Source organism: Citrobacter sp. Cpo037, assembly GCF_030332945.1.
Lineage (GTDB): Bacteria > Pseudomonadota > Gammaproteobacteria > Enterobacterales > Enterobacteriaceae > Citrobacter > Citrobacter portucalensis.
In genome coordinates this window covers 117,478-142,556 of the sequence record NZ_JAOWGW010000050.1, presented here as the reverse complement: position 1 = coordinate 142,556, position 25,079 = coordinate 117,478, and the positions used below count along the sequence as shown (strand labels likewise).

At 52.2% G+C, this 25,079-nt stretch carries 23 protein-coding genes; 7 read left to right on the top strand and 16 right to left on the bottom strand.

Annotated elements, in window-relative coordinates; translation table 11 throughout:
* A partial coding sequence (locus OGX94_RS08575; RefSeq protein ID WP_286569039.1) for a retention module-containing protein occupies nucleotides 1–2,603 on the bottom strand: 2,603 nt, incomplete at its 3' end.
* 332 nt (nucleotides 2,604–2,935) lie between these two features.
* Between OGX94_RS08575 and OGX94_RS08570 the strand changes: the two genes are divergently transcribed.
* The 3 genes from OGX94_RS08570 to OGX94_RS08560 all read left to right on the top strand — a co-directional run bounded on the left by OGX94_RS08570 (nucleotide 2,936) and on the right by OGX94_RS08560 (nucleotide 7,921).
* Entirely contained in the window at nucleotides 2,936–4,279 is a 1,344-nt protein-coding gene (locus OGX94_RS08570) for a TolC family outer membrane protein (RefSeq protein WP_126956680.1), read from the top strand.
* A gap of 89 nt (nucleotides 4,280–4,368) precedes the next feature.
* Nucleotides 4,369–6,561, top strand: coding sequence for a type I secretion system permease/ATPase (locus tag OGX94_RS08565; RefSeq protein ID WP_232397710.1), 2,193 nt, complete (start codon nucleotides 4,369–4,371; stop codon nucleotides 6,559–6,561).
* Complete coding sequence (locus OGX94_RS08560) at nucleotides 6,548–7,921, top strand: HlyD family type I secretion periplasmic adaptor subunit (protein WP_149384692.1); 1,374 nt, start codon at nucleotides 6,548–6,550, stop codon at nucleotides 7,919–7,921. Before OGX94_RS08565 ends, OGX94_RS08560 begins: the two co-directional genes overlap by 14 nt.
* Before the next feature lie 42 nt (nucleotides 7,922–7,963).
* On the opposite strand, the gene OGX94_RS08555 is transcribed toward OGX94_RS08560, so the two are convergent.
* Nucleotides 7,964–8,569 (bottom strand): helix-turn-helix domain-containing protein, encoded by a 606-nt coding sequence (locus OGX94_RS08555; protein WP_003825823.1) that lies wholly within the window; start codon nucleotides 8,567–8,569, stop codon nucleotides 7,964–7,966.
* A gap of 455 nt (nucleotides 8,570–9,024) precedes the next feature.
* Between OGX94_RS08555 and OGX94_RS08550 the strand changes: the two genes are divergently transcribed.
* The 3 genes from OGX94_RS08550 to mutS all read left to right on the top strand — a co-directional run bounded on the left by OGX94_RS08550 (nucleotide 9,025) and on the right by mutS (nucleotide 13,096).
* A complete protein-coding gene (locus OGX94_RS08550) occupies nucleotides 9,025–9,810 on the top strand; it encodes a winged helix-turn-helix domain-containing protein (RefSeq protein WP_257662044.1) in 786 nt (261 codons plus the stop codon).
* Nucleotides 9,810–10,322, top strand: coding sequence for a YqeJ family protein (locus OGX94_RS08545; RefSeq protein ID WP_003825820.1), 513 nt, complete (start codon nucleotides 9,810–9,812; stop codon nucleotides 10,320–10,322). The genes OGX94_RS08550 and OGX94_RS08545 overlap by 1 nt, the downstream gene beginning before the upstream one ends.
* Before the next feature lie 206 nt (nucleotides 10,323–10,528).
* On the top strand, nucleotides 10,529–13,096 hold the full coding sequence (gene mutS / locus OGX94_RS08540; RefSeq protein ID WP_257662045.1) for a DNA mismatch repair protein MutS: 2,568 nt from the start codon (nucleotides 10,529–10,531) through the stop codon (nucleotides 13,094–13,096).
* Between the two features lie 92 nt (nucleotides 13,097–13,188).
* Here the strand turns inward: mutS and OGX94_RS08535 are convergent, their stop codons facing one another.
* Genes OGX94_RS08535 through OGX94_RS08525 form a run of 3 tightly spaced genes read right to left on the bottom strand, consistent with a single transcriptional unit; the run spans nucleotide 13,189 to nucleotide 15,456 of the window.
* Entirely contained in the window at nucleotides 13,189–13,425 is a 237-nt protein-coding gene (locus OGX94_RS08535) for a non-oxidative hydroxyarylic acid decarboxylases subunit D (RefSeq protein WP_200921233.1), read from the bottom strand.
* A gap of 10 nt (nucleotides 13,426–13,435) precedes the next feature.
* Nucleotides 13,436–14,863 carry a non-oxidative hydroxyarylic acid decarboxylases subunit C gene (locus OGX94_RS08530; RefSeq protein ID WP_257662046.1) on the bottom strand — a complete coding sequence of 476 codons (1,428 nt, stop codon included), beginning with the start codon at nucleotides 14,861–14,863 and terminating at the stop codon, nucleotides 13,436–13,438.
* The gene (locus tag OGX94_RS08525) at nucleotides 14,863–15,456 is read right to left on the bottom strand and encodes a non-oxidative hydroxyarylic acid decarboxylases subunit B (RefSeq protein WP_063940954.1); all 594 of its coding nucleotides are present in this window, start codon (nucleotides 15,454–15,456) and stop codon (nucleotides 14,863–14,865) included. The genes OGX94_RS08530 and OGX94_RS08525 overlap by 1 nt, the downstream gene beginning before the upstream one ends.
* Before the next feature lie 160 nt (nucleotides 15,457–15,616).
* Here OGX94_RS08525 and OGX94_RS08520 point away from each other — a divergent pair, with 160 nt between their 5' ends.
* Nucleotides 15,617–16,021: a MarR family winged helix-turn-helix transcriptional regulator gene (locus tag OGX94_RS08520; RefSeq protein ID WP_063940953.1), complete on the top strand. Its 405-nt coding sequence runs from the start codon at nucleotides 15,617–15,619 to the stop codon at nucleotides 16,019–16,021.
* A 142-nt stretch (nucleotides 16,022–16,163) separates the two neighbouring features.
* Here OGX94_RS08520 and rpoS read toward each other — a convergent pair whose 3' ends face one another.
* From rpoS to cysN, 11 genes are all read right to left on the bottom strand, one after another.
* Nucleotides 16,164–17,156: an RNA polymerase sigma factor RpoS gene (gene rpoS, locus OGX94_RS08515; protein ID WP_000081498.1), complete on the bottom strand. Its 993-nt coding sequence runs from the start codon at nucleotides 17,154–17,156 to the stop codon at nucleotides 16,164–16,166.
* Between the two features lie 62 nt (nucleotides 17,157–17,218).
* Nucleotides 17,219–18,301, bottom strand: a complete 1,083-nt coding sequence (gene nlpD / locus OGX94_RS08510) for a murein hydrolase activator NlpD (protein ID WP_223240872.1) — start codon at nucleotides 18,299–18,301, stop codon at nucleotides 17,219–17,221.
* A 184-nt stretch (nucleotides 18,302–18,485) separates the two neighbouring features.
* On the bottom strand, nucleotides 18,486–19,112 hold the full coding sequence (locus OGX94_RS08505; protein ID WP_003034172.1) for a protein-L-isoaspartate(D-aspartate) O-methyltransferase: 627 nt from the start codon (nucleotides 19,110–19,112) through the stop codon (nucleotides 18,486–18,488).
* Nucleotides 19,106–19,867, bottom strand: a complete 762-nt coding sequence (gene surE, locus OGX94_RS08500; protein WP_003825728.1) for a 5'/3'-nucleotidase SurE — start codon at nucleotides 19,865–19,867, stop codon at nucleotides 19,106–19,108. Before surE ends, OGX94_RS08505 begins: the two co-directional genes overlap by 7 nt.
* Nucleotides 19,848–20,897: a tRNA pseudouridine(13) synthase TruD gene (truD, locus tag OGX94_RS08495; protein ID WP_003825726.1), complete on the bottom strand. Its 1,050-nt coding sequence runs from the start codon at nucleotides 20,895–20,897 to the stop codon at nucleotides 19,848–19,850. Before truD ends, surE begins: the two co-directional genes overlap by 20 nt.
* Nucleotides 20,894–21,373, bottom strand: coding sequence for a 2-C-methyl-D-erythritol 2,4-cyclodiphosphate synthase (ispF, locus tag OGX94_RS08490; RefSeq protein WP_003034167.1), 480 nt, complete (start codon nucleotides 21,371–21,373; stop codon nucleotides 20,894–20,896). The genes truD and ispF overlap by 4 nt, the downstream gene beginning before the upstream one ends.
* Nucleotides 21,374–21,428: 55 nt before the next feature.
* Nucleotides 21,429–22,124: a 2-C-methyl-D-erythritol 4-phosphate cytidylyltransferase gene (gene ispD, locus OGX94_RS08485; protein ID WP_003825722.1), complete on the bottom strand. Its 696-nt coding sequence runs from the start codon at nucleotides 22,122–22,124 to the stop codon at nucleotides 21,429–21,431.
* An 18-nt stretch (nucleotides 22,125–22,142) separates the two neighbouring features.
* Nucleotides 22,143–22,454, bottom strand: coding sequence for a cell division protein FtsB (ftsB, locus tag OGX94_RS08480; RefSeq protein ID WP_003034163.1), 312 nt, complete (start codon nucleotides 22,452–22,454; stop codon nucleotides 22,143–22,145).
* Between the two features lie 214 nt (nucleotides 22,455–22,668).
* Nucleotides 22,669–22,992 (bottom strand): DUF3561 family protein, encoded by a 324-nt coding sequence (locus OGX94_RS08475; RefSeq protein ID WP_003825718.1) that lies wholly within the window; start codon nucleotides 22,990–22,992, stop codon nucleotides 22,669–22,671.
* Nucleotides 22,993–23,039: 47 nt separating this feature from the next.
* Entirely contained in the window at nucleotides 23,040–23,645 is a 606-nt protein-coding gene (gene cysC, locus OGX94_RS08470; protein WP_003034157.1) for an adenylyl-sulfate kinase, read from the bottom strand.
* Nucleotides 23,645–25,072 carry a sulfate adenylyltransferase subunit CysN gene (gene cysN, locus OGX94_RS08465; protein ID WP_257662048.1) on the bottom strand — a complete coding sequence of 476 codons (1,428 nt, stop codon included), beginning with the start codon at nucleotides 25,070–25,072 and terminating at the stop codon, nucleotides 23,645–23,647. The genes cysC and cysN overlap by 1 nt, the downstream gene beginning before the upstream one ends.
* Between the last annotated feature and the right edge of the window lie 7 nt (nucleotides 25,073–25,079).

Here is a 25,079-nt window from a genome sequence, read left to right as displayed (position 1 = left end):
TGAACGACTTTGCCGGTAAAATCCTGCCCCTGCACGCGAACGGTCACCGGGTCGTTGACGGCCGCATCGCCACCAACGGCACCGCTGATCAGCGTGGTCATCCGGTTTTCAATGGCGTTGACCACATTGTCCGTCGCCACCGTGTCGATATGTACGCTGTTTTCCGCGAAGTTATCGAGATGCACGTCGTGGCTGCTGGTGGCTATCGCCAGGTTGCCCGCCGCATCGTGTGAGGTGACGCTGACATGGACCGTCACCTCTTTCAGCACATGACCGACGTTGTCAGAGAACGCCGCAGAATCCACCTCGATGCGATAACCGAGGGTATTTTTCCCGGTATCAATCACCTGGCCGTGATACTGGTGGCCGTTAATCTCCACCAGCACCGGGTCGCCCGCTTTTGCATCTTCCCCGCGAACGTTCCCGGTAATCGTCTGCTTCGCCGCCGACAGCTCAGTAAAGTTCAGGGTGTTATCGGCGGTGACGTCATGAATATTGACGGTGTTATGCGCTTTGGTATCCAGCACTACGGTACGGTGCGCCAGCGCGGTCACTTCGTTACCCGCCGCATCGTGGCTGACCAGCGTCACCACCACCGCATTTTTACCTTCCTTCAGCGTGCCGACCGGCACCGCCACTTCGTAGCGCTGCTCGCCGTTGATGTTGACGACTTTGCCGGTAAAGTCCTGCCCCTGCACGCTGACGGTAACGGTATCCCCCGCTTTGGCATCGCCGCCTGCCACGCCGCTTATCAGCGTGGTCATCCGGTTTTCAATGGCGTTCACCACATCATCCGTCGCGACCTTATCAATATGTACGCTGTTTTCTGCGAAGTTATCGAGATGTACATCGTGGCTGCTGGTGGCAATCACCAGGTTGCCCACCGCATCGTGAGAGGTGACCGTTACCTTCACGTCCATATAACCATCGACTTTTGCAACGTTGTTGGCAAAATCGGCTGCGTTCACCGCAATACGATAGCCCAGCGTGCTATTGCCGAGATCGATGATCTGACCGTTATACTGGTGGCCATTGATCTCTACCAGTACCGGGTCGCCCGCTTTCGCGTCTTCTCCGCTGACGGTTCCGGAAATCACCTGGTTACGCATATACAGCTCAGCACGATTCAGGGTGTTATCTGTCGTGACATCATCAATCGTGAGGGCGTTATGTGCCTGGGTATCCAGCACCACTGTATGGTGCGCAAACGCAGTCACTTCGTTGCCCGCCGCATCGTGGCTGACCAGCGTCACCTGCACATCGTTAGCCCCCTCTTTGAGGGTTGCGGAAGGCACAACGATTTCATAGCGTAGCTGGCCATGATCGTCGAAAACCGTGCCTTGAAACGCTTTGCCCTGAATGGTCAACGTGACCGGATCACCCACTTTCGCATCACCGCTGGCAACGCCAGAAATAGTGGTCGGCATACGAGACTCATTAGCGTTGACGACATCATCATTCGCCACCGTTTCAATAGTCACGGCATTTTGCGCATACAGGTCATTATCGACATGATGATCCGTGGAAACAATGGTGGTGTTTCCTGCGTCGTCAGTAGAAGTTAATGTGGCGTGAATATTCGGGTCATTCAGTAACCCCTGGGTCAGTACCGGGATGGTATAAGTCAGAGTCCCATTACCGGGGTCGGTAACAACGCCGGTATATTCGTTACCATCAACCAATAAAGTAACGATATCGCCGGGTTTAGCATCGCCGCCGACCAACCCGTGGATCAGCGTTTGCGGCTGACGTGACTCTTCGTAATTAATGATGTTATCCGGCGTGACGTTATCAACGGTAATGTCGATGTTTGGTCCGGTAATATCAATCAGTGCATGGTCAAAACTTTCTGCCGTTCGTCCCGTCACATCGGTCGCGATTGCCACCACTGTTACATTTCCCGGAACCAGTCCCCCCAGATCGGTATCAATATTCCAGTGCCCGTTGCTCACCGGAACAGTAACGGTAAATGTGTTTTTTTGGCTATCGGTGAAGGTGAGTGTGATGTGATTTTGATTACTGGTGCCGCTTAAATGGGTCTGGTGGAATTCGCTTTTGTTAATGAAACCGTCGTTGCCGGCAAACTCGGTAATTTGCACCTCAGGCGGGAAAACACTCGCGGAACCTGCATCAATTCCCCCAATTGGCAAGTTGATATCCCAGTTCGGGCTTCCCAGACCTTTGGTGTTAAAACCTGCTGTCGGATCAACCACCTGCCCGGTCAGTTCAAGCTGAACCAGAGTGTGCCCCCCGCCGCCGCCTTCTAAGGTTACCGGTGCTTCATTACCCGCCGCGGTGGCTTCCAGCACCTGCGTCGGGTCAGCGCCATCGGCAATGGCCTTTTGTGCGGCGGCAATATCCTGAGCACTACTTTCCGGATGATGGCTAACCTGTAGCCCATGCTCACCCCAATGGCTATTACGGCCTATATCCAGCGTTTTTCCGTCTGGTAAAGAGATACTTACCGCACCGCTGGCACCGGTCACAATTTCTTCACCGCTATATACCCTGTCGCCTTCATGAACCAGTCGTTGTGCACCATTGGCATCAACTACGTAAACCTGTCCAATAATTGCTTTGATCACACCGAGTAATTTGCTCACCGTAACCTCACTTAATTACCATCATTATTTTTATAAACTCGTTAATATATTAACGAACAAATATCACATTCAATTAATGTAAACATTAATATCTCAATGTAGAAAAAAACACATTTTATAGAATGCAATTACATGAGACTTGACTGGCAAATGAATATAATAAAAAATAACCAAAAATAAAACACGATGTGACAAAACATGTCGCTGAATAGCTGATTACAGGCTTCAATTAAGATAATTCACATTTGTTAATTAATATAACGTGTTTGTAAAAATGGATGATAGCGATGACAACTGGATGTCATAACCGTGAGATATAGGGCATTCATGTCATGAAGAAGCTTTTAGTTTTTCTGCTTTCATGTTTTTCAATAAATGCAGTAAATGCAGAAGACTTACAAAATACAGTTAAAGATGCATTAGCCAATCATCCTGAAGTTAATGCTGCAATTAATAGCCGTTTTTCCTCAGAGCAAGATCTGCGGGCCGCACAAGGTGGTTATTTACCATCACTAAATTTAAACGCAGAGGCCGGGCGCAAAAATGTTGATGATGCAACTACCCGCTCGACTGGTCGCAATAACGGCCTGACTCAGTCCCCTAACGAGGCGACTATCAGCCTTGAGCAAAATGTGTTTAACGGCTTTGCGACCAACAGCGAAGTGGCACGACAAAAAGCGACCGTAGACTCACGCGCTTACAGCGTGATGAACACCAGCGAAAGCACCGCTTATGCGGTGATTCAGGCCTATTTCGACGTGCTGCAACGCGAAGAGTTTGTGCGCCTTGCTGAAGACGATCTGGCAAACCACGAGCGCATTTACGACCAGATAAAACTGCGTACCGATCAGGGCGTTGGGCGCTCCGGGGATTTTATGCAGGCCGAAGCGCGTCTGGCGCAGGCGCGAAACAACCTGCTGACCGAGCAGACTAACCTTGAAGACGCGAAAACCACCTTTGTCAGCGTGACGGGCATGGACCCGCAGGGTTTAAGCCAGCCAGAGAGCATTGACTCTCAACTGCCCACCTCGCTGGAAGATGCCAAAAGTCGGATGGAAAAAAATAATCCATTACTGAAGTCTGCCAATGCGGATATCGAAGCTGCGCACCAGCAGTACGAAGCGTCGAAATCCACCTTCTATCCACGTGTGGACGTTGAGCTTTCCCGCGGGATTAGCAACAACACCGATACCACTCGCGCGCACACCGAAGAGTGGGAGGCGATGGTCAAACTGCATTACAACCTGTACCAGGGCGGCAGCGACAAAGCCAACATGAACTCCCGTGCTTATCTGCACAAGCAGGCCCAGGATGTACGTAATAACACGCTGCGCCAGCTGAATCAGGAGCTACGCCTGGCCTGGACCGCACTGCAAAACGCACGCGCTCAGCTTCCTTCGGCGGAAGAATATGCCGACCGCAGCGTCAAAGTGCGCACGGCTTATCAGGATCAATTTAGTCTTGGCGAGCGTACACTGCTGGATTTACTCGATAGTGAAAATGAAGTGTTCTCCTCTAAACGCCGTCTTGTTGAATTACGTTATCTGGCCATGACCAGTGGCTATCGTATTAGCGAACGCACCGGTGAATTAATGAATATTCTAAAAATTACACCTCCGCCATCGGGGCAACCGGTAGATTCAGCAGAAGAAAATAGCTTACCGGAACTTCATTAATAATTATTAATCCCCAATAAATCTCTGACCTGCACGCTTATAATTAGCTTGCTATTATTTAACCGTGCACGGTCAGAATGGTTGCGAAAATGAGTGCACAAGCCGAATTATTAAATGACGTCCCTGAGAATTATGCTCGTCCTAATTCTCAACATCACGACCCACGTAGCCATAATGACGACCCGTTATTAGATAGCTTACTAATTCTGTGTTCTCTGCACGGAAAACCGGCGAGTCGTTCAACATTAAGCAGTGGCCTGCCATTAGAAAACGATCGGCTCACGCTGAATATATTTCCACGCGCGGCGGCAAGGGCCGGTTTAAAGGCGCGAGTCGTCACGCGCTCACTCGATAAAATTCCAGCGATGTCTCTGCCAGCGGTCTTGTTATTGAACTCTGGGGGAACCGGGGTGTTGCTGGCTTGGAACGATGACGGTAGCGCCCGCTTTATGCCCAGCGAAAGCGAAGGTGGAGAAATTTGCGTTGATGCCGCCACGCTTGAGCAAAACTATGCGGGTAAAGTCATTTTTGCGCATCCGCGCCACGAATTCGATTTGCAGGCAGAGGCCTTTCTGCCGCGCACCAAATCCTGGTTTAAAGACACGCTGAAGCTGTCGCGTTTTCTGTATATGGATGCGGTATTGGCCAGTCTGTTAATCAACCTGATTGCGCTCGGCACACCGCTCTTTACCATGAATGTGTATGACCGCGTCGTGCCAAACCAGGCAACGGTCACATTATGGGTGCTGGCAGTCGGCATCTGCCTGGCTTTTGTCTTTGATCTGATCTTAAAAATGCTGCGCGGTATCTGCCTTGATATTGCAGGTAAGAAAAGCGATCTCATCATCTCTTCGACCCTGTTTGAGCGCATTATCGGCATGGAGATGAAAGAGCGCCCGGCGCGCGTGGGCAGCTTTGCGCAAAACATTCACGAGTTTCAGTCGCTGCGTGATTTCCTCTCATCACTCACTCTGACGACAATTATCGATTTGCCCTTCACCCTGTTACTGCTGATTGTTATTGGCATTATCGGCGGCGCGCTGGCATGGATCCCGGTACTGACATTACCGATTGCCCTGTTGTGCAGTTGGGCACTACAAAAACCGGTCAACGCTGCTGTGGCAAAAACCATGAGCCTCGCCAGCGAACGCCAGGCGCTACTGATTGAAACCCTGAGCAGTCTGGATGCCATCAAAGTGAATAATGCCCAGAGCGAACGCCAGTTCCAGTGGGAACAAACGCTGGGTAGCCTGAGCCGTCTCGAACTGCGGGTGAAAACCTTGTCCAGCCTGGCGAGCAATCTCACCGGCTGGTTCCAGCAAATTTCAGGCGTGGTGATGATCATCGTCGGGGTGTACATGATTATCGACGGCAAACTGAGTATGGGTGGCTTGATCGCCTGCTACATGCTTAACGGTCGGGCACTCATGCCGCTGGGTCAGCTCACCGGCCTTATCGCCCGCTATCAGCAGGCGAAGCTGACCATCAAAAACACTGAGAAAATGATGTCGCTGACGCAGGAGCGCCGTGCGGATGAAAACCCGCTCAAGCGTGAACAGTTACAGGGCAGCATTGAATTTCGCGATGTGGATTTCAGCTACCCGGAGCAACAAAACCTGTCGCTGCACAAAATTAACCTGACCATTCAGCCCGGTGAGCGCATCGGCATTATCGGGCGCAGCGGTTCCGGTAAAAGTTCGCTGAGTAAACTAATCGTCAATTTATACCAGCCGAGCGCCGGGAACCTGCTGATCGATGGTATCGACTCTCGTCAGCTGGATGTGAACGATCTGCGCCACAGCATCGGCTACGTGCCGCAGGACATCCAGCTATTCAACGGCACGCTGCGCGATAACCTGCTGTGCGGAGCGCGCTATGTCGATGACGAAACCATGCTGCGAGCGGCAGAACTGGCGGGCGTCAACGAATTCGCACGCCTGCATCCCGACGGCTATAACCTGCAGGTCGGCGAACGCGGCTCCCAGCTTTCCGGTGGGCAACGGCAGGCGGTGGCGCTCGCGCGCGCACTGTTGCTTGATCCCCCTCTCCTGCTACTGGATGAACCCACCAGTTCGATGGACAACACCAGCGAAGAGAAGATCAAACACGCACTGGCCCCCTGCATTGCGGGAAAAACGTTATTACTGGTCACGCACCGCGCTTCCATGCTGTCGCTGGTTGACCGTCTGATTATTGTTGATAAAGGTCGCATCATCGCAGACGGTCCGAAAGGGGTAGTGATGGATGCGTTGAAAAAGGGGCAAATTAATGCGTCTCGCTGATCTCCTGACTCGTGCCCGCAGCTATATGCAGCACTATTTTCGCGGTCGTGATGAAAATCAAACTGACAGTATTAATGAGGTTAGCCAGGCCATAATTGATGACGCCCCAAGAGTGATACGACTGACGCTGTGGGTGATCCTCGCGCTGGTGCTGCTGTCCTTCATCTGGGCTGGTTTTGCAAAAATTGATGAAGTGACACGCGGTGAAGGCAAAGCGATCCCTTCATCAAAACTGCAAAAAATCCAGAACCTGGAAGGGGGGATTGTTACCGAGCTATATGTGCATGAAGGGCAAATCGTTAACGCCGGAACCCCATTACTGCACCTCGATGACACGCGCTTCGCCTCCAACGTTGGCGAAACTGAAGCCGACAAACTCGGTCTGCGCGCCAAGGTAGAACGCCTGACGGCGGAAGTTGAAAACCGGGACTTTGTGATTTCACCCGAGATAGCCAGCCAGGCGCCGGATGTCGCCCGGGGAGAAACCGAGCTGTACAACAGCCGCCGGGAACAATTTCACAACGAAATTTCCGGGCTTGAAGAACAACTGGTGCAGAAAAAACAGGAGCTGCGCGACTTTGAGTCAAAGGAGGATCAGTTTAAGCACAGCCTCGGGTTAATCCGTCAGGAAATCAAAATGTCCGAGCCGCTGCTCGCTTCAGGTGCCATTTCAAAAGTCGAACTGCTGCGCCTGCGTCGTACCGAAGTGGAAACCGCCGGGCAGCTCAATTCTATTAGCCTGTCGCTGCCCAAGGCCACGTCAGAAATTAAAGAGATTGAGAATAAAATCGGTGAAAGCCGTGGCCGTTTCCAGAGCGATGCGCTGGCCCAACTCAATGAAGCTCGCACCAATCTGAGTAAAACCCAGGCAAGCGTTAAAGCACTGGAGGATCGGGTGAACCGTACCATGGTCACCTCACCGGTGCGGGGTATCGTCCAGCAGGTGATGGTGAATACTATCGGCGGCGTCATTCAACCGGGCAGCGATCTAGTGGAAATCGTTCCGCTGGATGACAAACTGTTAATCGAAGCCAAAATCCAGCCGCGCGATATCGCCTTCCTCCATCCGGGTCAACATGCGATGGTGAAATTTACCGCTTACGATTACACCATCTATGGCGGTCTGCAAGGCGAAGTAGTGCAGATAAGCCCGGACACCGTTACCGATAAGCAGGGCCGCAGCTTTTATATTGTGCGTTTGCAGACGGATAAAAATTATCTGGGAACAAAAGAGCATCCGATGCTGATCATTCCCGGCATGGTGGCGAGCGTCGATATTCTCACCGGCAAGAAAACGATTCTGAGCTACCTGTTAAAACCGATTATTCGCGCACGCGCGGAAGCACTCAGAGAACGTTGATAGGTTGCGCTCCCTTACATTTTTGCCGGGGAGCGCATGAGTTTATAACGGCGTGCAAAAAGAGAGCTTTCCACGATTCAGGATGATTTTCCCGTCATTAACCAGCTCCTGTAACACCTTATGGATGGCGCTACGCGAGATATGGTTACGGGTCAAAATAAAAGTATACACGGACGTTTTCTCACGAACCCCTGGCTCCATTGCCCAGATATATTTCACGTGTTCAATAATCTGCTCACGTATAGTGCGGTGCGACTGCAACGCCTCACGCTGGAAATAACGTTGAAGATGATGCGTTAAGATATCAAACGCCTGCTTCCATAAGTTTTTGGTCGTAAACAGGTGATCGGCATTTTGGACGCTCATCGCCCACATTTCACAATCAGTATCACAACGTAAATAGTGACCAGCCACTTCCGTACGCATTTGTGGCAGGCCGAGAATAGCAGGTGCAGAAATACTCACGGTCACTAAATCGTTTTCCACACGATAAACAGAGACAGTCCCTTTCTCCAGAAATAGAATATGTCCATCGGTCTTCAAATCAATACGCTGACGTTTTTTACGTAACGATAGCCAGGCATTATCCGACTTCTTCATTTCATCGCCAACGAGCACTACAGCATTTTCAATTTCTTTCTGGAACATGGGACTCTCTACCGCAAATTATGGCTTAGTCAAAAAGATGGTTAAATTTACTCAGCACTAAAAATAAATGTCAGCTCGCAAACAAGCTGACATTTATTCCCATCTACATCTACCACCGGCATTCCCTGGTGCCATTGACGCGTTAAGGTTCATGCTGTTTTCGCGTGGTGGTGCCAGGCAGTATATGGCGCTGTCCATAAAGAATTAATGGCAATCATCTTTGTCGACATTTTTTCATCTTTCTGTTCTTTGCAGAGTAGCCAAAAAGATACAATTAATTGATTTTAATGGGTTTTATTTTCATTAAAAAGTTATCATTCTTGTTATATCATGATACCAAATTGCAACACTTCGCGGTTCTCGCTGTGGGATCAGGTCCATGCTGGTGGTCTTTATAGGCTCAGTGGTATCATGACTAAACAACCACCAGACGCATCATCAAGAGTAGAGACAATATGTCTGAGACTGGCAATGTCAGTTATCTGATTGAAAATAGAATAATATTTACGCCAGCCACACAATGTCTGGCGCGGGTAGATCACCCCAATCAGCGGATAAAACTCAAACACTCAGCGTCGTTATGTCTTTTATTACTTATTCAACATCGCGGGCAAGTGGTTTCTCAAAACGAATTACTGGAATTCGGTTGGGGTAAAAATCACCGCCAGGTGAGTTTCAACGCCTTTTATCAAAGCATTCTCTCGTTGCGTAAAAGCTTGCAGCAGCTGGAGCTTGAACAACCGCTGATCACAACGATCCCCCGCAAAGGGCTGATCATTCAAGAAGAGTTTGATATTCAGGCCATTGAAACACCGGAGGAGAACTCTGCTTCTGCGGAAGAATCCTTAGCGCCAGATGCCACCATTGAGGAATTTTTGGCTGACACACCGCGTCAACCTTTGATAACGGCTGCAGAAACAGTAATGTTGGCACTTACCCTGATAATTTGTGTGCTTATATTATATCCGTGGCAAGCCAGCGATGATTATTTCTCCGGCTATATCACTGCGGATAAAGCACCCACTGACTGTCAGTATTATTTCAATAACGATGCCAGTAATTTCTCCCGGCATACCGCGTTTATCGACAAAAACCCAGGACTGTGTCAGAGCCATAAATTTATCTATATCACGACCTATCCTGAGTCTAAGAAACTGTCCGTGCTGGTGTGTCGCTCACCGATAAAAGCCAGGCAAGAAAATGCCTGTCAGTCGGTATATTATCCACGGTATGATAGCTAATGAACTTATATCCCCGAACGTCCCGCATCCAGACAGGTATTATCCTGCTGCTTTGTTTTGCTGCGCTTATTCTTACTGTCGTCTATCGGTACAGTAAGAACAATGGCGAGTTACATGATCTCACTTGCCGCTCTGCCATCGAAATTGTACGCAATACAAGCTCGTTCCGCGGGATTATTGATATTAAAACCGGGGGCAGTAAAGGTATTGTGAATATTGATGGTATTATCAAAGATGCCGAAAATAATGAGCAAACCGTGCAACGCATGGTACTTTTTACACAATCCAGCTACGGCTCAAGCCCGGTTTGGATTTCACAGAAAATCCAAATTTCCAATCGCGAAACGGCTCCCGCCAGCCTTATTCAGGAACTCCTCCCCGACTTTTTCCTGACCAACACCAGCGTATCCAACGTCGATTTTTTTGCGCTGAACAGCGCGACATACCTGATTACCAAAGAGGGGATCCCCTATCTGTACTGCCAGAATTATGCTTTGCCGGAAAATGAATAATCAATAAGCGTTCTGGCGGCAAAACCTACGGATGAATCTCAGTCGTTGTCGGTGATAAGATAGACCATTCAGGTCGAGCCAACGCTCGTCGTTACTGCCCATCAGGCGGCTTTCGAATGACAAATTTGTGGGTTTATGTGAGTTTCCAGGGGCTCACGTGAGACTGCCCAGGTCCCCAAAAAGATTAAAAAAAGAGCAAAAGCGATATGAAAGAGTCACTTGATACGGACTTCACGAACCACACCCCAATGATGCAGCAGTATCTCAAGCTGAAAGCCCAGCATCCGGAGATACTGTTGTTTTACCGCATGGGCGACTTTTACGAACTGTTTTATGACGATGCGAAACGTGCGTCTCAGTTGCTTGATATCTCCCTGACCAAACGCGGCGCGTCTGCGGGCGAGCCTATCCCGATGGCGGGCATTCCTCACCATGCGGTAGAAAACTACCTCGCTAAGCTGGTCAACCAAGGTGAGTCCGTTGCTATTTGTGAGCAGATTGGCGATCCGGCGACCAGCAAAGGTCCGGTTGAGCGCAAAGTAGTGCGTGTCGTCACGCCAGGTACCATCAGTGATGAAGCGCTGTTGCAGGAACGCCAGGACAACCTGCTGGCCGCTATCTGGCAGGACAGTAAAGGTTACGGCTACGCCACACTGGATATCAGCTCCGGGCGTTTTCGCGTCAGCGAACCTGCCGACCGCGAGACGATGGCTGCAGAATTGCAGCGCACCAATCCCGCTGAACTGCTGTATGCCGAAGATTTCGCTGAAACCTCACTGATTGAGGGACGTCGCGGATTACGTCGTCGTCCACTATGGGAATTTGAAATCGATACTGCTCGCCAGCAGCTAAACCTGCAGTTTGGCACGCGGGATCTGATTGGTTTTGGCGTGGAAAACGCCCCGCGTGGATTATGCGCAGCTGGCTGCCTGCTGCAATACGTAAAAGATACCCAGCGTACCTCGCTGCCGCATATTCGTTCCATCACCATGGAACGTCAGCAGGACAGCATCATTATGGATGCCGCCACGCGCCGCAATCTGGAAATTACCCAGAACCTGGCAGGCGGCTTTGAAAACACGCTGGCTTCGGTACTCGACTGCACCGTGACGCCGATGGGCAGCCGTATGCTCAAGCGCTGGCTGCATATGCCGGTCCGCGACACCAAAGTCCTCACTGAGCGCCAACAGACCATCGGCGCGCTACAGGATTCCACCGGTGAATTGCAACCCGTGCTGCGTCAGGTCGGCGATCTGGAACGTATCCTTGCTCGTCTGGCCCTGCGTACCGCGCGCCCGCGCGATCTGGCCCGTATGCGTCATGCCTTCCAGCAATTACCAGAACTGCGCGCACAACTGGAAAGCATAGACAGTGCCCCCGTGCAGATGCTGCGCGAGAAAATGGGTGAGTTTGCTGACCTGCGTGAACTGCTGGAACGTGCCGTAGTGGAAGCTCCACCTGTGCTGGTTCGCGACGGTGGCGTCATCGCCCCCGGCTATAACGAAGAACTGGACGAGTGGCGAGCGCTGGCTGATGGCGCAACTGACTATCTGGACAGACTGGAAATTCGTGAGCGCGAGCGCACCGGTCTGGATACGCTGAAAGTTGGGTTTAACGCCGTCCATGGCTACTACATTCAGATCAGTCGCGGGCAAAGTCATCTGGCGCCGATTAACTATGTGCGTCGCCAGACGCTGAAAAATGCCGAACGCTACATTATTCCGGAGCTGAAAGAGTACGAAGACAAAGTTCTGACATCAAAAGGCAAAGCGCTGGCGCTGGAAAAACAGCTGTACGATGAGCTGTTCGACATGCTGCTGCCGCACCTGGCTGATTTGCAACAAAGCGCCAGCGCGCTGGCAGAACTGGACGTACTGGTCAACCTCGCAGAACGCGCTTATACCCTGAATTACACCTGCCCGACCTTCACCGACAAGCCTGGTATTCGTATTACCGAGGGACGTCATCCGGTGGTTGAACAGGTGCTGACCGAGCCGTTTATCGCCAACCCACTTAACCTCTCGCCTCAGCGACGGATGCTGATCATCACCGGCCCGAACATGGGGGGTAAAAGTACCTATATGCGCCAGACTGCGTTAATTGCGCTGCTGGCTTACATCGGCAGCTACGTTCCGGCGCAGAAAGTAGAGATTGGGCCTATCGACCGCATCTTTACCCGCGTGGGCGCGGCGGATGATCTGGCATCCGGCCGTTCCACCTTCATGGTAGAAATGACCGAAACCGCCAACATTCTGCATAACGCCACCGAGAACAGCCTGGTGCTGATGGATGAGATTGGACGCGGCACCTCCACCTACGACGGCCTGTCGCTGGCGTGGGCGTGCGCGGAAAATCTGGCCAATAAAATCAAAGCATTAACGTTGTTTGCCACCCACTACTTCGAACTGACTCAGTTACCGGAGAAAATGGAAGGCGTAGCAAATGTGCATCTTGATGCGTTAGAGCACGGCGATACCATCGCCTTCATGCACAGCGTACAAGATGGTGCGGCGAGCAAGAGCTATGGTCTGGCGGTAGCTGCCCTGGCAGGTGTACCAAAAGAGGTTATTAAACGCGCGCGGCAAAAACTGCGCGAACTGGAAAGCATCGCGCCGAATGTTGCTGCAACTCAGGTCGACGGCACACAGATGTCGCTCCTGTCAGCTCCGGAAGAAACGTCGCCCGCCGTTGAAGCCCTGGAAAACCTCGACCCGGATTCGCTAACGCCTCGCCAGGCGCTGGAGTGGATCTACCGGTTGAAGAGTCTGGTGTAACGCCGTAATGCCCGATAGTGATACGCTTATCGGGCCTGCAAAATATCGCTATATGTAGGCCGGGTAAGGCTAAGCCGCACCCGGCGTGTTGATTAGCGCTTATCTTCTGCCAGCAGCGGTGGAATACTCGGCACCATCGGTGCGTTATCAATATCCTTCTGCGTCATGCGAAACGCTTGCGGGTAGTGCTCGCGGCAGGTACGGCGTAGAGGCTCAGTATCACGCCAGGTGTATAGACAATGCTGGCACTGATATACCGTCCAGACATCTTTTACCGGCGAGTTTGCCATCACTTCAATATGTTCATCGGCACAACGTGGACAAATCATCTGCTACTCCTTATTTACGGTTGGCCAGCATGGCGGTCAGTTTTTCTGCCCAGGCTTTCGTTTCTGGTAAATCGCATACCGGCTGGCTGTAGTGCCCACGGTTATCCGGCGCAACCGGCGTAGTCGCATCAATAATTAACTTGTCGGTAATCCCCGCCGGACTGGAACCCGGATCAAGCTCCAGCACCGACATATTCGGCAATTGCACCAGATCGCCCGCCGGATTGACCTTCGAAGACAGCGCCCACATCACCTGCGGCAGGTTGAACGGATCAACATCCTCATCAACCATAATCACCATTTTCACGTAACCCAGGCCATGCGGCGTCGTCATTGCGCGCAACCCTACCGAGCGGGCAAAGCCACCGTAGCGTTTTTTGGTGGAGATAATCGCCAGCAAACCGTGGGTATACATGGCATTCACCGCCTGCACTTCCGGGAATTCAGCTTTCAGCTGTTGATAAAGCGGTACGCAGGTTGCCGGACCCATCAGGTAGTCAATCTCCGTCCACGGCATCCCCAAATATAACGATTCAAAAATCGGTTTAGTGCGATAAGAGACTTTATCGATACGCACGACCGTCATATTACGTCCACCGGAATAGTGCCCGGTAAACTCGCCAAACGGCCCTTCGATTTCACGCTTACGGCTTTCAATTACCCCTTCGAGGATCACTTCTGAACCCCATGGCACGTCAAAGCCGGTGAGCGGCGCGGTAGCGATCGGATACGGACTTTCACGCAGCGCTCCCGCCATTTCGTATTCCGACTGATCGTACTTCAGCGGCGTGGCCCCCATGAGGGTAATGATCGGATCGTTACCCAGCGTGATGGCAATCGGCAGATCTTCACCGCGCTCTTCGGCTTTATGCAGGTGCAGCGCGATATCATGCATCGGTACCGGCTGCAGGCCAAGCTTGCGTTTGCCCTTCACTTCCATACGATAAATGCCGACATTCTGTTTACCGAAGTTGTCCGGATCCAGCGGATCGCGCGACACCACGCAGGCTTTATCAAGATAGAAACCGCCGTCGCCATCGTTCAGGCGAAACAGCGGCAGAATATCAAACAGGTTGATCTCATCACCATCAACACAGTTTTCAGCCCATGCCGGATTGGCGCGACGCTCCGGCGTAACCGGAAATTTATCCCAACGGCGAATAAACTCATCAATCTGTTTTTTCACCGGGGTATTTGGCGGCAGGCCTAAAGAGATGGCGTGATTCTGCCACGAACCAATAGTGTTCATCGCCACGCGGGCATCGGTAAAACCACGAATATTGTCAAACCACAGCGCTGGCGCACCATCACCAATGCGTCCGGTCGCATTGGCTGCCGCAGCCAGATCCGGCTCGGCGTTAACTTCTTCACTGATTTTCAGCAATTGCCCCTGGTCATCCAGCGCTTGTAAAAAGCTGCGCAAATCATCAAATGCCATTATTCATTCTCCTGTGAAAAATTCTGCGCCTGCCGTAAACCCTGCCAGCGACGGGCGTTGGGGTGTTCCAGACCAAACTGATCGAGCACACGCGCAACGATATGCTGCGTAATGTCATCGACCGTTTGCGGGTGGTTGTAATACGCGGGCATCGGCGGGACCATCGCCACGCCCATGCGGGAAAGCGCGAGCATGTTTTCCAGATGAATCGTGCTAAGCGGCATTTCACGCGGTACCAGAACCAGCTTGCGCCCTTCTTTCAGCACCACATCAGCAGCCCGACCCACCAGGCCTTCCGCGTAGCCTGCACGAATACCGGCCAGGGTTTTCATACTGCAGGGGATAATGATCATGCCGTCAGTGCGAAACGATCCAGAGGAGATGGTCGCCGCCTGATCCGCCGGGTTGTGGCAATAATCGGCCAACGCAGACACATCACGGACGCTGTGCGGCGTTTCCAGTTCAATAGTGGTTTTGGCCCACTTTGACAGCACCAGATGGGTTTCCACTTCGGGCATTTCCCGCAACGCCTGCAATAGCGACACGCCAAGCGGTGCGCCGGTTGCCCCGGTCATTCCGACAATTAATCTCATTTAGTTTCTCAATTTTTGTTCGTGTACGAACATTTTGATTAAAATACTCTCACATAACATTTCGGGCAAGGCCATCGCGCACAGATCGCTAAAGCCGCAATTGTTAAAAAAAGATGCGTAACCCGCTATGATAGAGACTGACAGGAATTCCGGAGCGCTCATGCCGTTACGAAATAAAGCATTTCACCTTTTACGTCAGCTCTTCCAGCAGCATACGTCCCGCTGGCAACATGAATTACCGGACCTGACCAAACCACAGTATGCGGTAATGCGTGCCATTGCTGAACGTCCCGGCATTGAGCAGGTTGACCTGACCGAAGCCGCAGTCTGTACCAAGGCAACCCTTGCGGAAATTCTAAGCCGAATGGAAAAACGGGAGCTGGTCAGGCGTGAACATGACCCGGCAGATAAGCGTCGGCGGTTTGTTTATTTGACCGCACAAGGAGAAGAATTACTGGCCAGCGCAACTCCGTTAGGCGATAGCGTGGATGATGAGTTTCTGGGGCGATTATCTGATGAAGAACGTGAGCAGTTCACACGTCTGGTGCGTAAGATGATGAACTAATCTGCCGGATGGCGACATAAATGTCTTATCCGGCCTACAAAGTCCTGCTCCCCGTAGGCCTGATAAACGCAGTGCCATCAGGCAACAAACATAGAAAAAGGCCAGTCTCAATGAGACTGGCCTTTCTTGATAGAACTTGTGCTTACTCGCGGAAAAGCGCTTCGATATTCAGTCCCTGAGTCTGCAGAATTTCACGCAGACGACGCAGACCTTCAACCTGAATCTGGCGAACACGTTCACGGGTGAGACCAATTTCACGGCCCACATCTTCCAGTGTCGCAGCTTCGTACCCCAGCAGACCAAAACGACGTGCCAGCACTTCACGCTGTTTGGCGTTCAGTTCGAACAGCCATTTGACGATGCTCTGTTTCATATCATCGTCTTGCGTGGTGTCTTCCGGGCCGTTTTCCTTTTCATCGGCCAGAATATCCAGCAACGCTTTTTCGGAATCGCCACCCAGCGGGGTGTCTACCGAGGTAATACGCTCGTTGAGTCGGAGCATACGGCTGACGTCATCAACCGGTTTATCCAGTTGTTCAGCAATCTCTTCTGCGCTCGGTTCGTGGTCCAGTTTATGCGACAACTCACGCGCGGTACGCAGATAGACGTTCAGCTCTTTTACAATGTGAATTGGCAGTCGGATCGTACGGGTTTGGTTCATAATCGCCCGTTCGATCGTCTGGCGGATCCACCAGGTTGCGTATGTTGAGAAGCGGAACCCGCGTTCCGGGTCAAACTTCTCGACTGCACGGATCAGTCCCAGATTGCCCTCTTCAATCAGGTCCAGCAATGCCAGACCACGATTGCCATAACGACGAGCAATTTTCACCACCAGACGCAGGTTACTTTCAATCATGCGACGGCGGGATGCGACATCCCCACGCAGTGCGCGACGCGCAAAATAAACTTCTTCTTCGGCTGTTAACAGTGGTGAATAACCAATCTCACCAAGGTAAAGCTGAGTCGCGTCCAACACACGCTGTGTGGCCCCCTGCGATAACAGCTCTTCTTCAGCCAGGTCGTTATCACTGGGTTCCTCTTCACTCAAGGCTTTTTCATCAAAAGCCTCTACTCCGTTCTCATCAAATTCCGCATCTTCATTTAAATCATGAACTTTCAGCGTATTCTGACTCATAAAGGTGGCTCCTACCCGTGATCCCTAACGGAACTAGCACGTGAAAGCCTGGTTCCGCCGAATTATCGCTGCGGTAAATAGCGCAGCGGGTTTACGGATTTCCCCTTGTAACGAATTTCAAAATGCAAGCGTGTTGAACTGGTTCCGGTGCTACCCATGGTAGCTATTTTCTGCCCCGCCTTGATTTCTTGTTGTTCCCGGACCAGCATTGTATCGTTATGGGCGTAGGCACTCAGGTAATCATCGTTATGTTTGATGATAATAAGATTACCGTAACCGCGCAGTGCGTTACCGGCATATACGACGCGTCCATCTGCGGTCGCGACAATAGCCTGTCCTTTACTGCCTGCAATATCGATCCCTTTATTGCCACCTTCAGTAGCCGCAAAGTTTTCGATTACTTTGCCGTCAGTCGGCCAGCGCCAGGTAGAGATTGGCGAGCTGGTTGACGTTGAGCTTGCAGTTGATTCGGTTGCGCTAACTGCTGGAGCCGTTACAGGCGCTGTGACAACGGTCCCAGCAGGCTTGTTGTTCGGCAACATTTTATTAGCACTTTGTTCACCTGAATCCTCAGAATACGTAATTGTTGGTTTCGAAGCAACAGCAACGGTGGAATTTTGTGCAGGGTTGGTCACAACTCCTTGCTGTGCTGCATCCGCCTGGGTAATAGCATTACCACCAGTAATCGGTGTACCCGACGCGTTGCCCACTTGCAGAGTTTGACCGACATTCAGGCCATACGGGGCCGGAACGTTATTGCGTTGTGCGAGATCACGGAAATCGTTCCCGGTAATCCAGGCAATATAGAAAAGAGTATCGCCTTTCTTAACAGTATAGGTACTGCCGCCCGTATAGCTACCTTTCGGAATGTTCCCATACTTACGGTTGTACACAATACGACCGTTTTCCATCTGCACAGGCTGTTCCGCGACAGGCTGGATCTGTGTTGACTGTGTGGTCGGACGCTGCACCGGCTGGATCTGTGGCGTTTGCTGTACTGTCGACGTCGAGCCCATTTTTGGTGGAGGCGTAATCAGCATGCCGGAATTGGTGTTCGTTGATGCACTGCCACCAACCGAGTTGACCGGCGCTGGTGGATTCGAGGTATTTGAACAACCTGCCAGCCATAATGAAACCAGTGACAATGCCGCAATGCGGCGAACGGTAAATTTGTGGCTTCCCGCGCTCATTTATCCCCCAGGAAAATTTGGTTAAAACCAGTGACGTAATCACCGTGCAAGGCATCGGACTGGGCACTGGAAACGTGACCACGATACGCTTACTAATTCCAGAATATCCAGGAAAACTCCAGGTATTCAGAGCCTGTATCTACGCAAGCTCCCCTTTTACTAAGGGAACGAAACGTACGGCCTCCACGGTATCGATAATAAATTCGCCTCCCCGACGACGCACCCGTTTCAGAAACTGGTGCTCGTCGCCCACGGGTAAGACGAGAATACCGCCTTCATCCAACTGCATCATCAATGCGGTTGGGATCTCAGGCGGCGCTGCCGTAACAATGATAGCGTCAAACGGGGCTCGCGCTTGCCAGCCCTGCCATCCATCACCATGACGGGTAGAAACATTATGTAAATCAAGCTGTTTAAGTCGACGACGCGCCTGCCACTGCAAACCTTTAATGCGCTCAACAGAGCATACATGGTGCACCAGGTGTGCCAGAATCGCCGTTTGGTAACCAGAGCCGGTACCAATTTCCAGCACCCGGGACTGCGGCGTTAACTCAAGCAGCTCAGTCATCCGCGCAACCATATAGGGCTGCGAAATCGTCTGCCCCTGACCAATCGGCAGAGCAATATTGTCCCAGGCCTTATGTTCAAACGCCTCATCAATGAATTTTTCACGCGGCACGGCGGCAAGTGCATCGAGAACAAGCTCATCTCTGATGCCCTGCGCACGTAATTGTTCAAGAAGAGTGTGTACGCGTCTGCTTACCATTGCGTGTCGGCTCCCACGCTGTCTAACCAGTCAGAAACAACTTCATGCGCGCCGTAGGCGGTTAAATCGACATGCAGCGGCGTAATGGAAACATAGCCTTCATCGACGGCGGCAAAATCTGTATCCGGTCCGGCGTCGCACTTTTCGCCCGGCGGCCCGATCCAGTACAGCGTATTACCGCGCGGGTCCTGCTGTGGGATCACCTGATCCGCAGGATGGCGGCTACCGCAGCGGGTGACGCGGATACCTTTAATCTGATCCAGCGGTAAATCCGGCACGTTGATATTCAAAATTCGCCCGGTGCGCAGCGGTTCACGACTCAGCGCCCGTAAGATACGGCAGGTTACTGCGGCAGCAGTATCGTAGTGTTTATGCCCATCAAGTGAGACCGCCAACGCAGGAAAGCCCAGGTGACGACCTTCCATCGCCGCCGCAACGGTACCGGAATAGATAACATCATCGCCCAGATTAGGACCTGCGTTAATACCAGACACGACAATGTCCGGACGCGGACGCATTAATGCGTTCACGCCCAGATAGACGCAATCGGTAGGTGTACCCATTTGTACGGCGATATCACCGTTATCATAGGTGAACGTGCGAAGTGAGGATTCCAGCGTCAGCGAGTTAGACGCACCACTGCGGTTACGATCCGGGGCAACCACCTGTACGTCAGCAAACTCACGCAGCGCTTTCGCCAGCGTTTGTATACCGGGTGCGTGGACCCCATCATCGTTACTCAGCAATATACGCATAATCACCCATTGTGTTAATAAGTTCCCTTACAACACTGGTGGCGAAGCTACCTGCCGGTAGCCAGAAACGTAACTCAACGGTTACGTCATCCCACCAGTTCCAGCTTAATTGTTGTGGATACAGCAACATAGCACGACGCGATGCGTCGACTTTCTCGCGCAATAACAGCGACTGCAGCGCGGTTTCATCAGCAATAGCGGCTTCTTCAAACGCCAGCGCGTCGCGCTGAGTTCCCCACTCACCGCTGCCCGGTAATGCCGCTGTAATCATCAATTCTTTATCATCGACGCGACGCTGTAATTCGGTTTGTTCTTCCTGCGTGGCGACAAACCAACTTCCGCGTCCCGACAATTGTAGCGCATCGCCGTCAACAACTTGATTAAAGTCTGTTTTTTTCAAGCGTTCACTGACTATCTGATTAAACAACGCGCTACGGGCCGCCGACAACCAAAAACTGCGCTTATTGCGATCGCGCACCGGCGCATCGCTTTGCGCCCAACGCAGCGCCCCTTGCAGGTTGCTGCCGCCAATACCAAAACGCTGAGCGCCAAAATAGTTCGGTACGCCGCGCTCGCTAATCGCCTGCAAACGCGCTTCAACGTCCTCTCGCTGGCTCACTTCACGCAGCACCAGCGTAAATTCGTTACCTTTCAACGCCCCTAAACGCAGCTTACGCTTGTGGCGCGCGTACTCCAGCACTTTACAGCCTTCGAGTTCAAATTTGCTTAAATCAGGCATTGCATTGCCCGGCACGCGCGCGCACAGCCACTGTTCCGTGACTGCATGCTTGTCTTTCTGGCCAGCAAAGCTCACTTCACGGGCGTGAATTTTCAGGAACTTCGCCAGCGCGTCAGCCACAAAACGGGTATTACAACCGTTTTTCAGGATACGCACCAAAATGTGCTCGCCTTCGCCATCCGGTTCGAAGCCTAAATCTTCGACGACGACAAAGTCTTCCGGATTCGCTTTCAGAACGCCATGGCCTTGTGGTTTGCCATGGAGATACGTCAGATCTTCAAACGCAGTCATTTCGTTGCCTTAATGAGTAACGCCACCGCTTCACAGGCAATCCCTTCCCCACGCCCGGTAAAACCGAGTTTTTCCGTGGTGGTCGCTTTCACGTTAACATCATCCATATGGCAGCCGAGATCTTCGGCAATAAACACGCGCATTTGCGGAATGTGCGGCAGCATCTTCGGCGCCTGAGCAATAATCGTCACATCCACATTACCAAGCGTATAGCCTTTGGCCTGAATACGCCGCCAGGCTTCACGCAATAATTCACGACTATCTGCACCTTTAAAGGCCGGGTCGGTGTCCGGGAAGAGTTTACCGATATCCCCCAGCGCAGCCGCGCCCAGCAGAGCATCGGTTAACGCGTGTAACGCCACGTCGCCATCAGAATGCGCCAGCAATCCTTTTTCATACGGGATGCGCACACCACCAATGATAATTGGGCCAACTCCGCCAAAAGCGTGTACGTCGAAACCGTGTCCAATTCGCATTATGCCTTCTCCTGATATACACAACATCCTCCAGGCAGCCTGAAGAATGATGTATCTAGATAGTTCGGGTCAGATAAAATTCCGCCAGCGCCAGGTCTTCCGGGCGGGTGACTTTGATGTTGTCAGCGCGTCCTTCGACCAGCAGCGGATGAAAACCGCAATATTCCAGCGCCGAGGCTTCGTCCGTAATGGTTGCGCCTTCGTTTAGCGCACGGGTCAGACAGTCATGCAACAGCTCGCGAGGGAAAAACTGCGGCGTCAACGCATGCCATAAATCGGTGCGATCGACCGTATGGGCGATGTCTGTTCGGCCCGGCTCCGCGCGTTTCATCGTGTCGCGCACTGGCGCAGCAAGGATCCCGCCGATGCGGCTGGTTTCACTTATTGCCAGCAAACGAGATAAATCTTCCTGATGCAGGCACGGACGCGCGGCATCATGCACCAGTACCCAACTGGCCTCACCTGCGGCTTGCAAACCGGCCAGGACAGAATCGGCACGCTCGTTGCCACCATCCACCACGGTAATTTGCGGGTGCGCTGCGAGTGGAAGTTGGGCAAAGCGACTGTCGCCTGGGCTAATAGCGATGACGACTCGCGTCACCCGGGGATGAGCCAGCAGCGCATCAACCGAGTGTTCGAGAATGGTTTTATTGCCAATAGAGAGGTACTGCTTAGGACACTCTGTTTGCATTCGGCGGCCAAACCCGGCAGCCGGCACCACGGCGCAAACGTCCATTAAAGTGGCTGCCATGTTAAATCCCTGGACGGTTTATCGATTGTTTTGCCCTGCAGTCTGAGCGCGTTTAGACGCGTCAGGCACCAGACGATAAAAGGTTTCGCCTGGCTTAGTCATACTGAGTTCGTTACGCGCGCGCTCTTCGATAGCCTCTTGCCCGCCATTGAGATCGTCAATTTCGGCAAAAAGCTGATCGTTACGCGCTTTCAGTTTCGCGTTTGTAGCTTGCTGCGCCGCAACATCATCGTTGACGCGACTATAGTCATGTATGCCGTTCTTACCGAACCACAGCGAATACTGTAGCCAGACTAATAAAGCCAGCAACAGCAACGTAAGTTTACCCATCCTGCCCCCTGAAAAACGGCATCAACATCCCATAAACTCCGCTGACAACTTTACATCAACGGACGGGAATGCCGCGACAACGCGGGCAAATGTACCACATTTGCTCGTTGTTACGTATACCCCGTGTAAGGAGAACATAATCTCATTGTTGGTTACGGTTTGAATTATGGCCAGACAGTGAACAACAGCGGCGATCGCGTGAAAGGACGTATGCCTAACCCAGTAGCCACAGAAACAGTGCGCCAAACATTGCGCCAACCACCAGCAGGGTACAGGCAATACTCAGCAGCAATCTCCCCTTCAATAGCGAATGCAGGGCAATACCCGCGACAATCGCCACGGGCAACAACGCGAGGAAAAAAGGCCAGGTATAGAGGAAGAAAAACAGTGTGTTAGGGCCATACATCAGACACGGGAATCCCAGCGCCAGCAACCACGCGATAAAACCGACCACGGCTCCTGGGAGTGACCAGGTAGTTTCGTCGTCGGCAGCGAAGGTATCTGACTCTGTAATAGTAATGTTATGGCTGTTACGCATATCTAATCCTGTGACTGTGACTGACCGGGCATGCAAGCTCGGGTGTCTCAGGATCTGATAATATCTTCCTGCCTCAGCAGGTCTAATAATTGAGGAACCAAATTTGTTACCAATTGTTCACCATCAAGATGAATCTCTGGCGATTCAGGCGCTTCGTAAACCGAGTCAATTCCGGTGAAATTACGCAATTCCCCCGCTCGCGCTTTTTTATACAGCCCTTTTGGATCGCGTGCTTCACACGTTGCTAATGGCGTATCGACAAAAACCTCAATAAAACGCCCTTCGCCCACGCGCTCGCGAACCATTTTTCGCTCGGCGCGATGTGGAGAGATAAACGCAGTCAACACCACCAGGCCGGCGTCTACCATTAGATTAGCCACTTCACCAACCCGACGAATATTCTCCTTGCGATCGGCATCGCTAAACCCAAGATCGCTGCACAGACCGTGACGCACGTTATCGCCATCCAGCAGATAGGTGCTCACCCCTAGCTTATGCAGCGCCTCTTCCAGCGCTCCTGCTACCGTGGATTTACCAGAACCTGACAGCCCGGTAAACCACAGCACAACACCACGATGACCGTGGCGTTGTTCCCGCTGTTGCGGTGTAACAGGATGGGCATGCCAGACGACGTTTTCGTCATGCAGCGCCATTATTTTCCTCCCAGCAGATCGCGCGCACCCCAGTGTGGGAAGTGGCGACGCACCAGTGCATTAAGCTCCAGCTCAAACGCGCTGAACTGAGAAGCTGTGGCAAGCTCCTGGACGATTGGTTCACGCACCAGCCCCGCGCCAACGGTAACGTTAGTCAGGCGATCAATGAAAATCAGCCCACCCGTAACCGGATTCTGCTGATAGGTATCCAGCACCAGCGGCTCATCAAAAGTCAGATTAACCAGACCGATGCCATTCAGTGGCAGCGCTTCAACGTCACGTTGGGTCAGGTTGTTTATATCGACCTGATACTGCATGCTATCTACGCGTGCGCGGGTCTTCTTGCCTGCGACTTTTATGTCGTAGCTCTGCCCGGGCGACAACGGTTGTTCCGCCATCCACACCACATCAACAGCTGCGCTTTGTACTGTCGGCAGCGTTTCACTGGCATCAAGCAGCAGGTCGCCCCGGCTGATATCGATCTCATCTTTCAGCACCAGGGTGATCGCTTCACCCGCATGCGCTTCCTGTAAATCGCCATCAAAGGTTACGATCCGCGCCACGCTCGACTCCACGCCGGACGGCAGCACTTTGACGCGCTGCCCGACCTTCACGCTACCGGAGGCCAGCGTTCCGGCATAACCACGGAAATCCAGATTCGGTCGGTTCACATACTGCACCGGGAAGCGCATCGGCTGAGTATCAACAATGCGCTGGATCTCAACGGTTTCCAGCACTTCCAGCAACGTCGGACCGCTGTACCACGGCATACTGGTGCTTTGCGAAGCCACGTTATCGCCTTCCAGCGCAGAGAGCGGCACAAACCGGATATCCAGACTGCCCGGCAGTTGTTCAGCAAAAGTAAGATAGTCTTCGCGAATGCGGTTAAATGTCTCTTCGCTAAAGTCCACCAGATCCATTTTGTTGATCGCCACCACCAGGTGTTTGATCCCAAGCAGCGTGGAGATAAAGCTGTGACGACGAGTCTGATCCAGCACGCCTTTACGCGCATCGATCAATAGGATCGCCAGATCGCAGGTCGACGCACCGGTCGCCATGTTACGGGTGTACTGCTCATGTCCGGGAGTGTCCGCAATAATAAATTTACGCTTCTCGGTAGAGAAATAACGGTACGCCACGTCGATGGTGATGCCCTGCTCGCGCTCGGCCTGCAAGCCGTCAACCAATAACGCCAGATCGAGCTTTTCGCCCTGAGTGCCGTGACGTTTACTGTCATTGTGCAGCGATGAAAGCTGGTCTTCATAAATCTGACGCGTGTCGTGCAGCAGACGGCCAATCAGGGTACTTTTCCCGTCATCCACGCTACCGCAGGTTAAAAAACGCAGCAGACTTTTGTGTTGCTGGGCAACCATCCAGGCTTCAACGCCGCCTTCATTAGCAATTTGTTGTGCAAGTGTCGTGTTCATGGCGGCT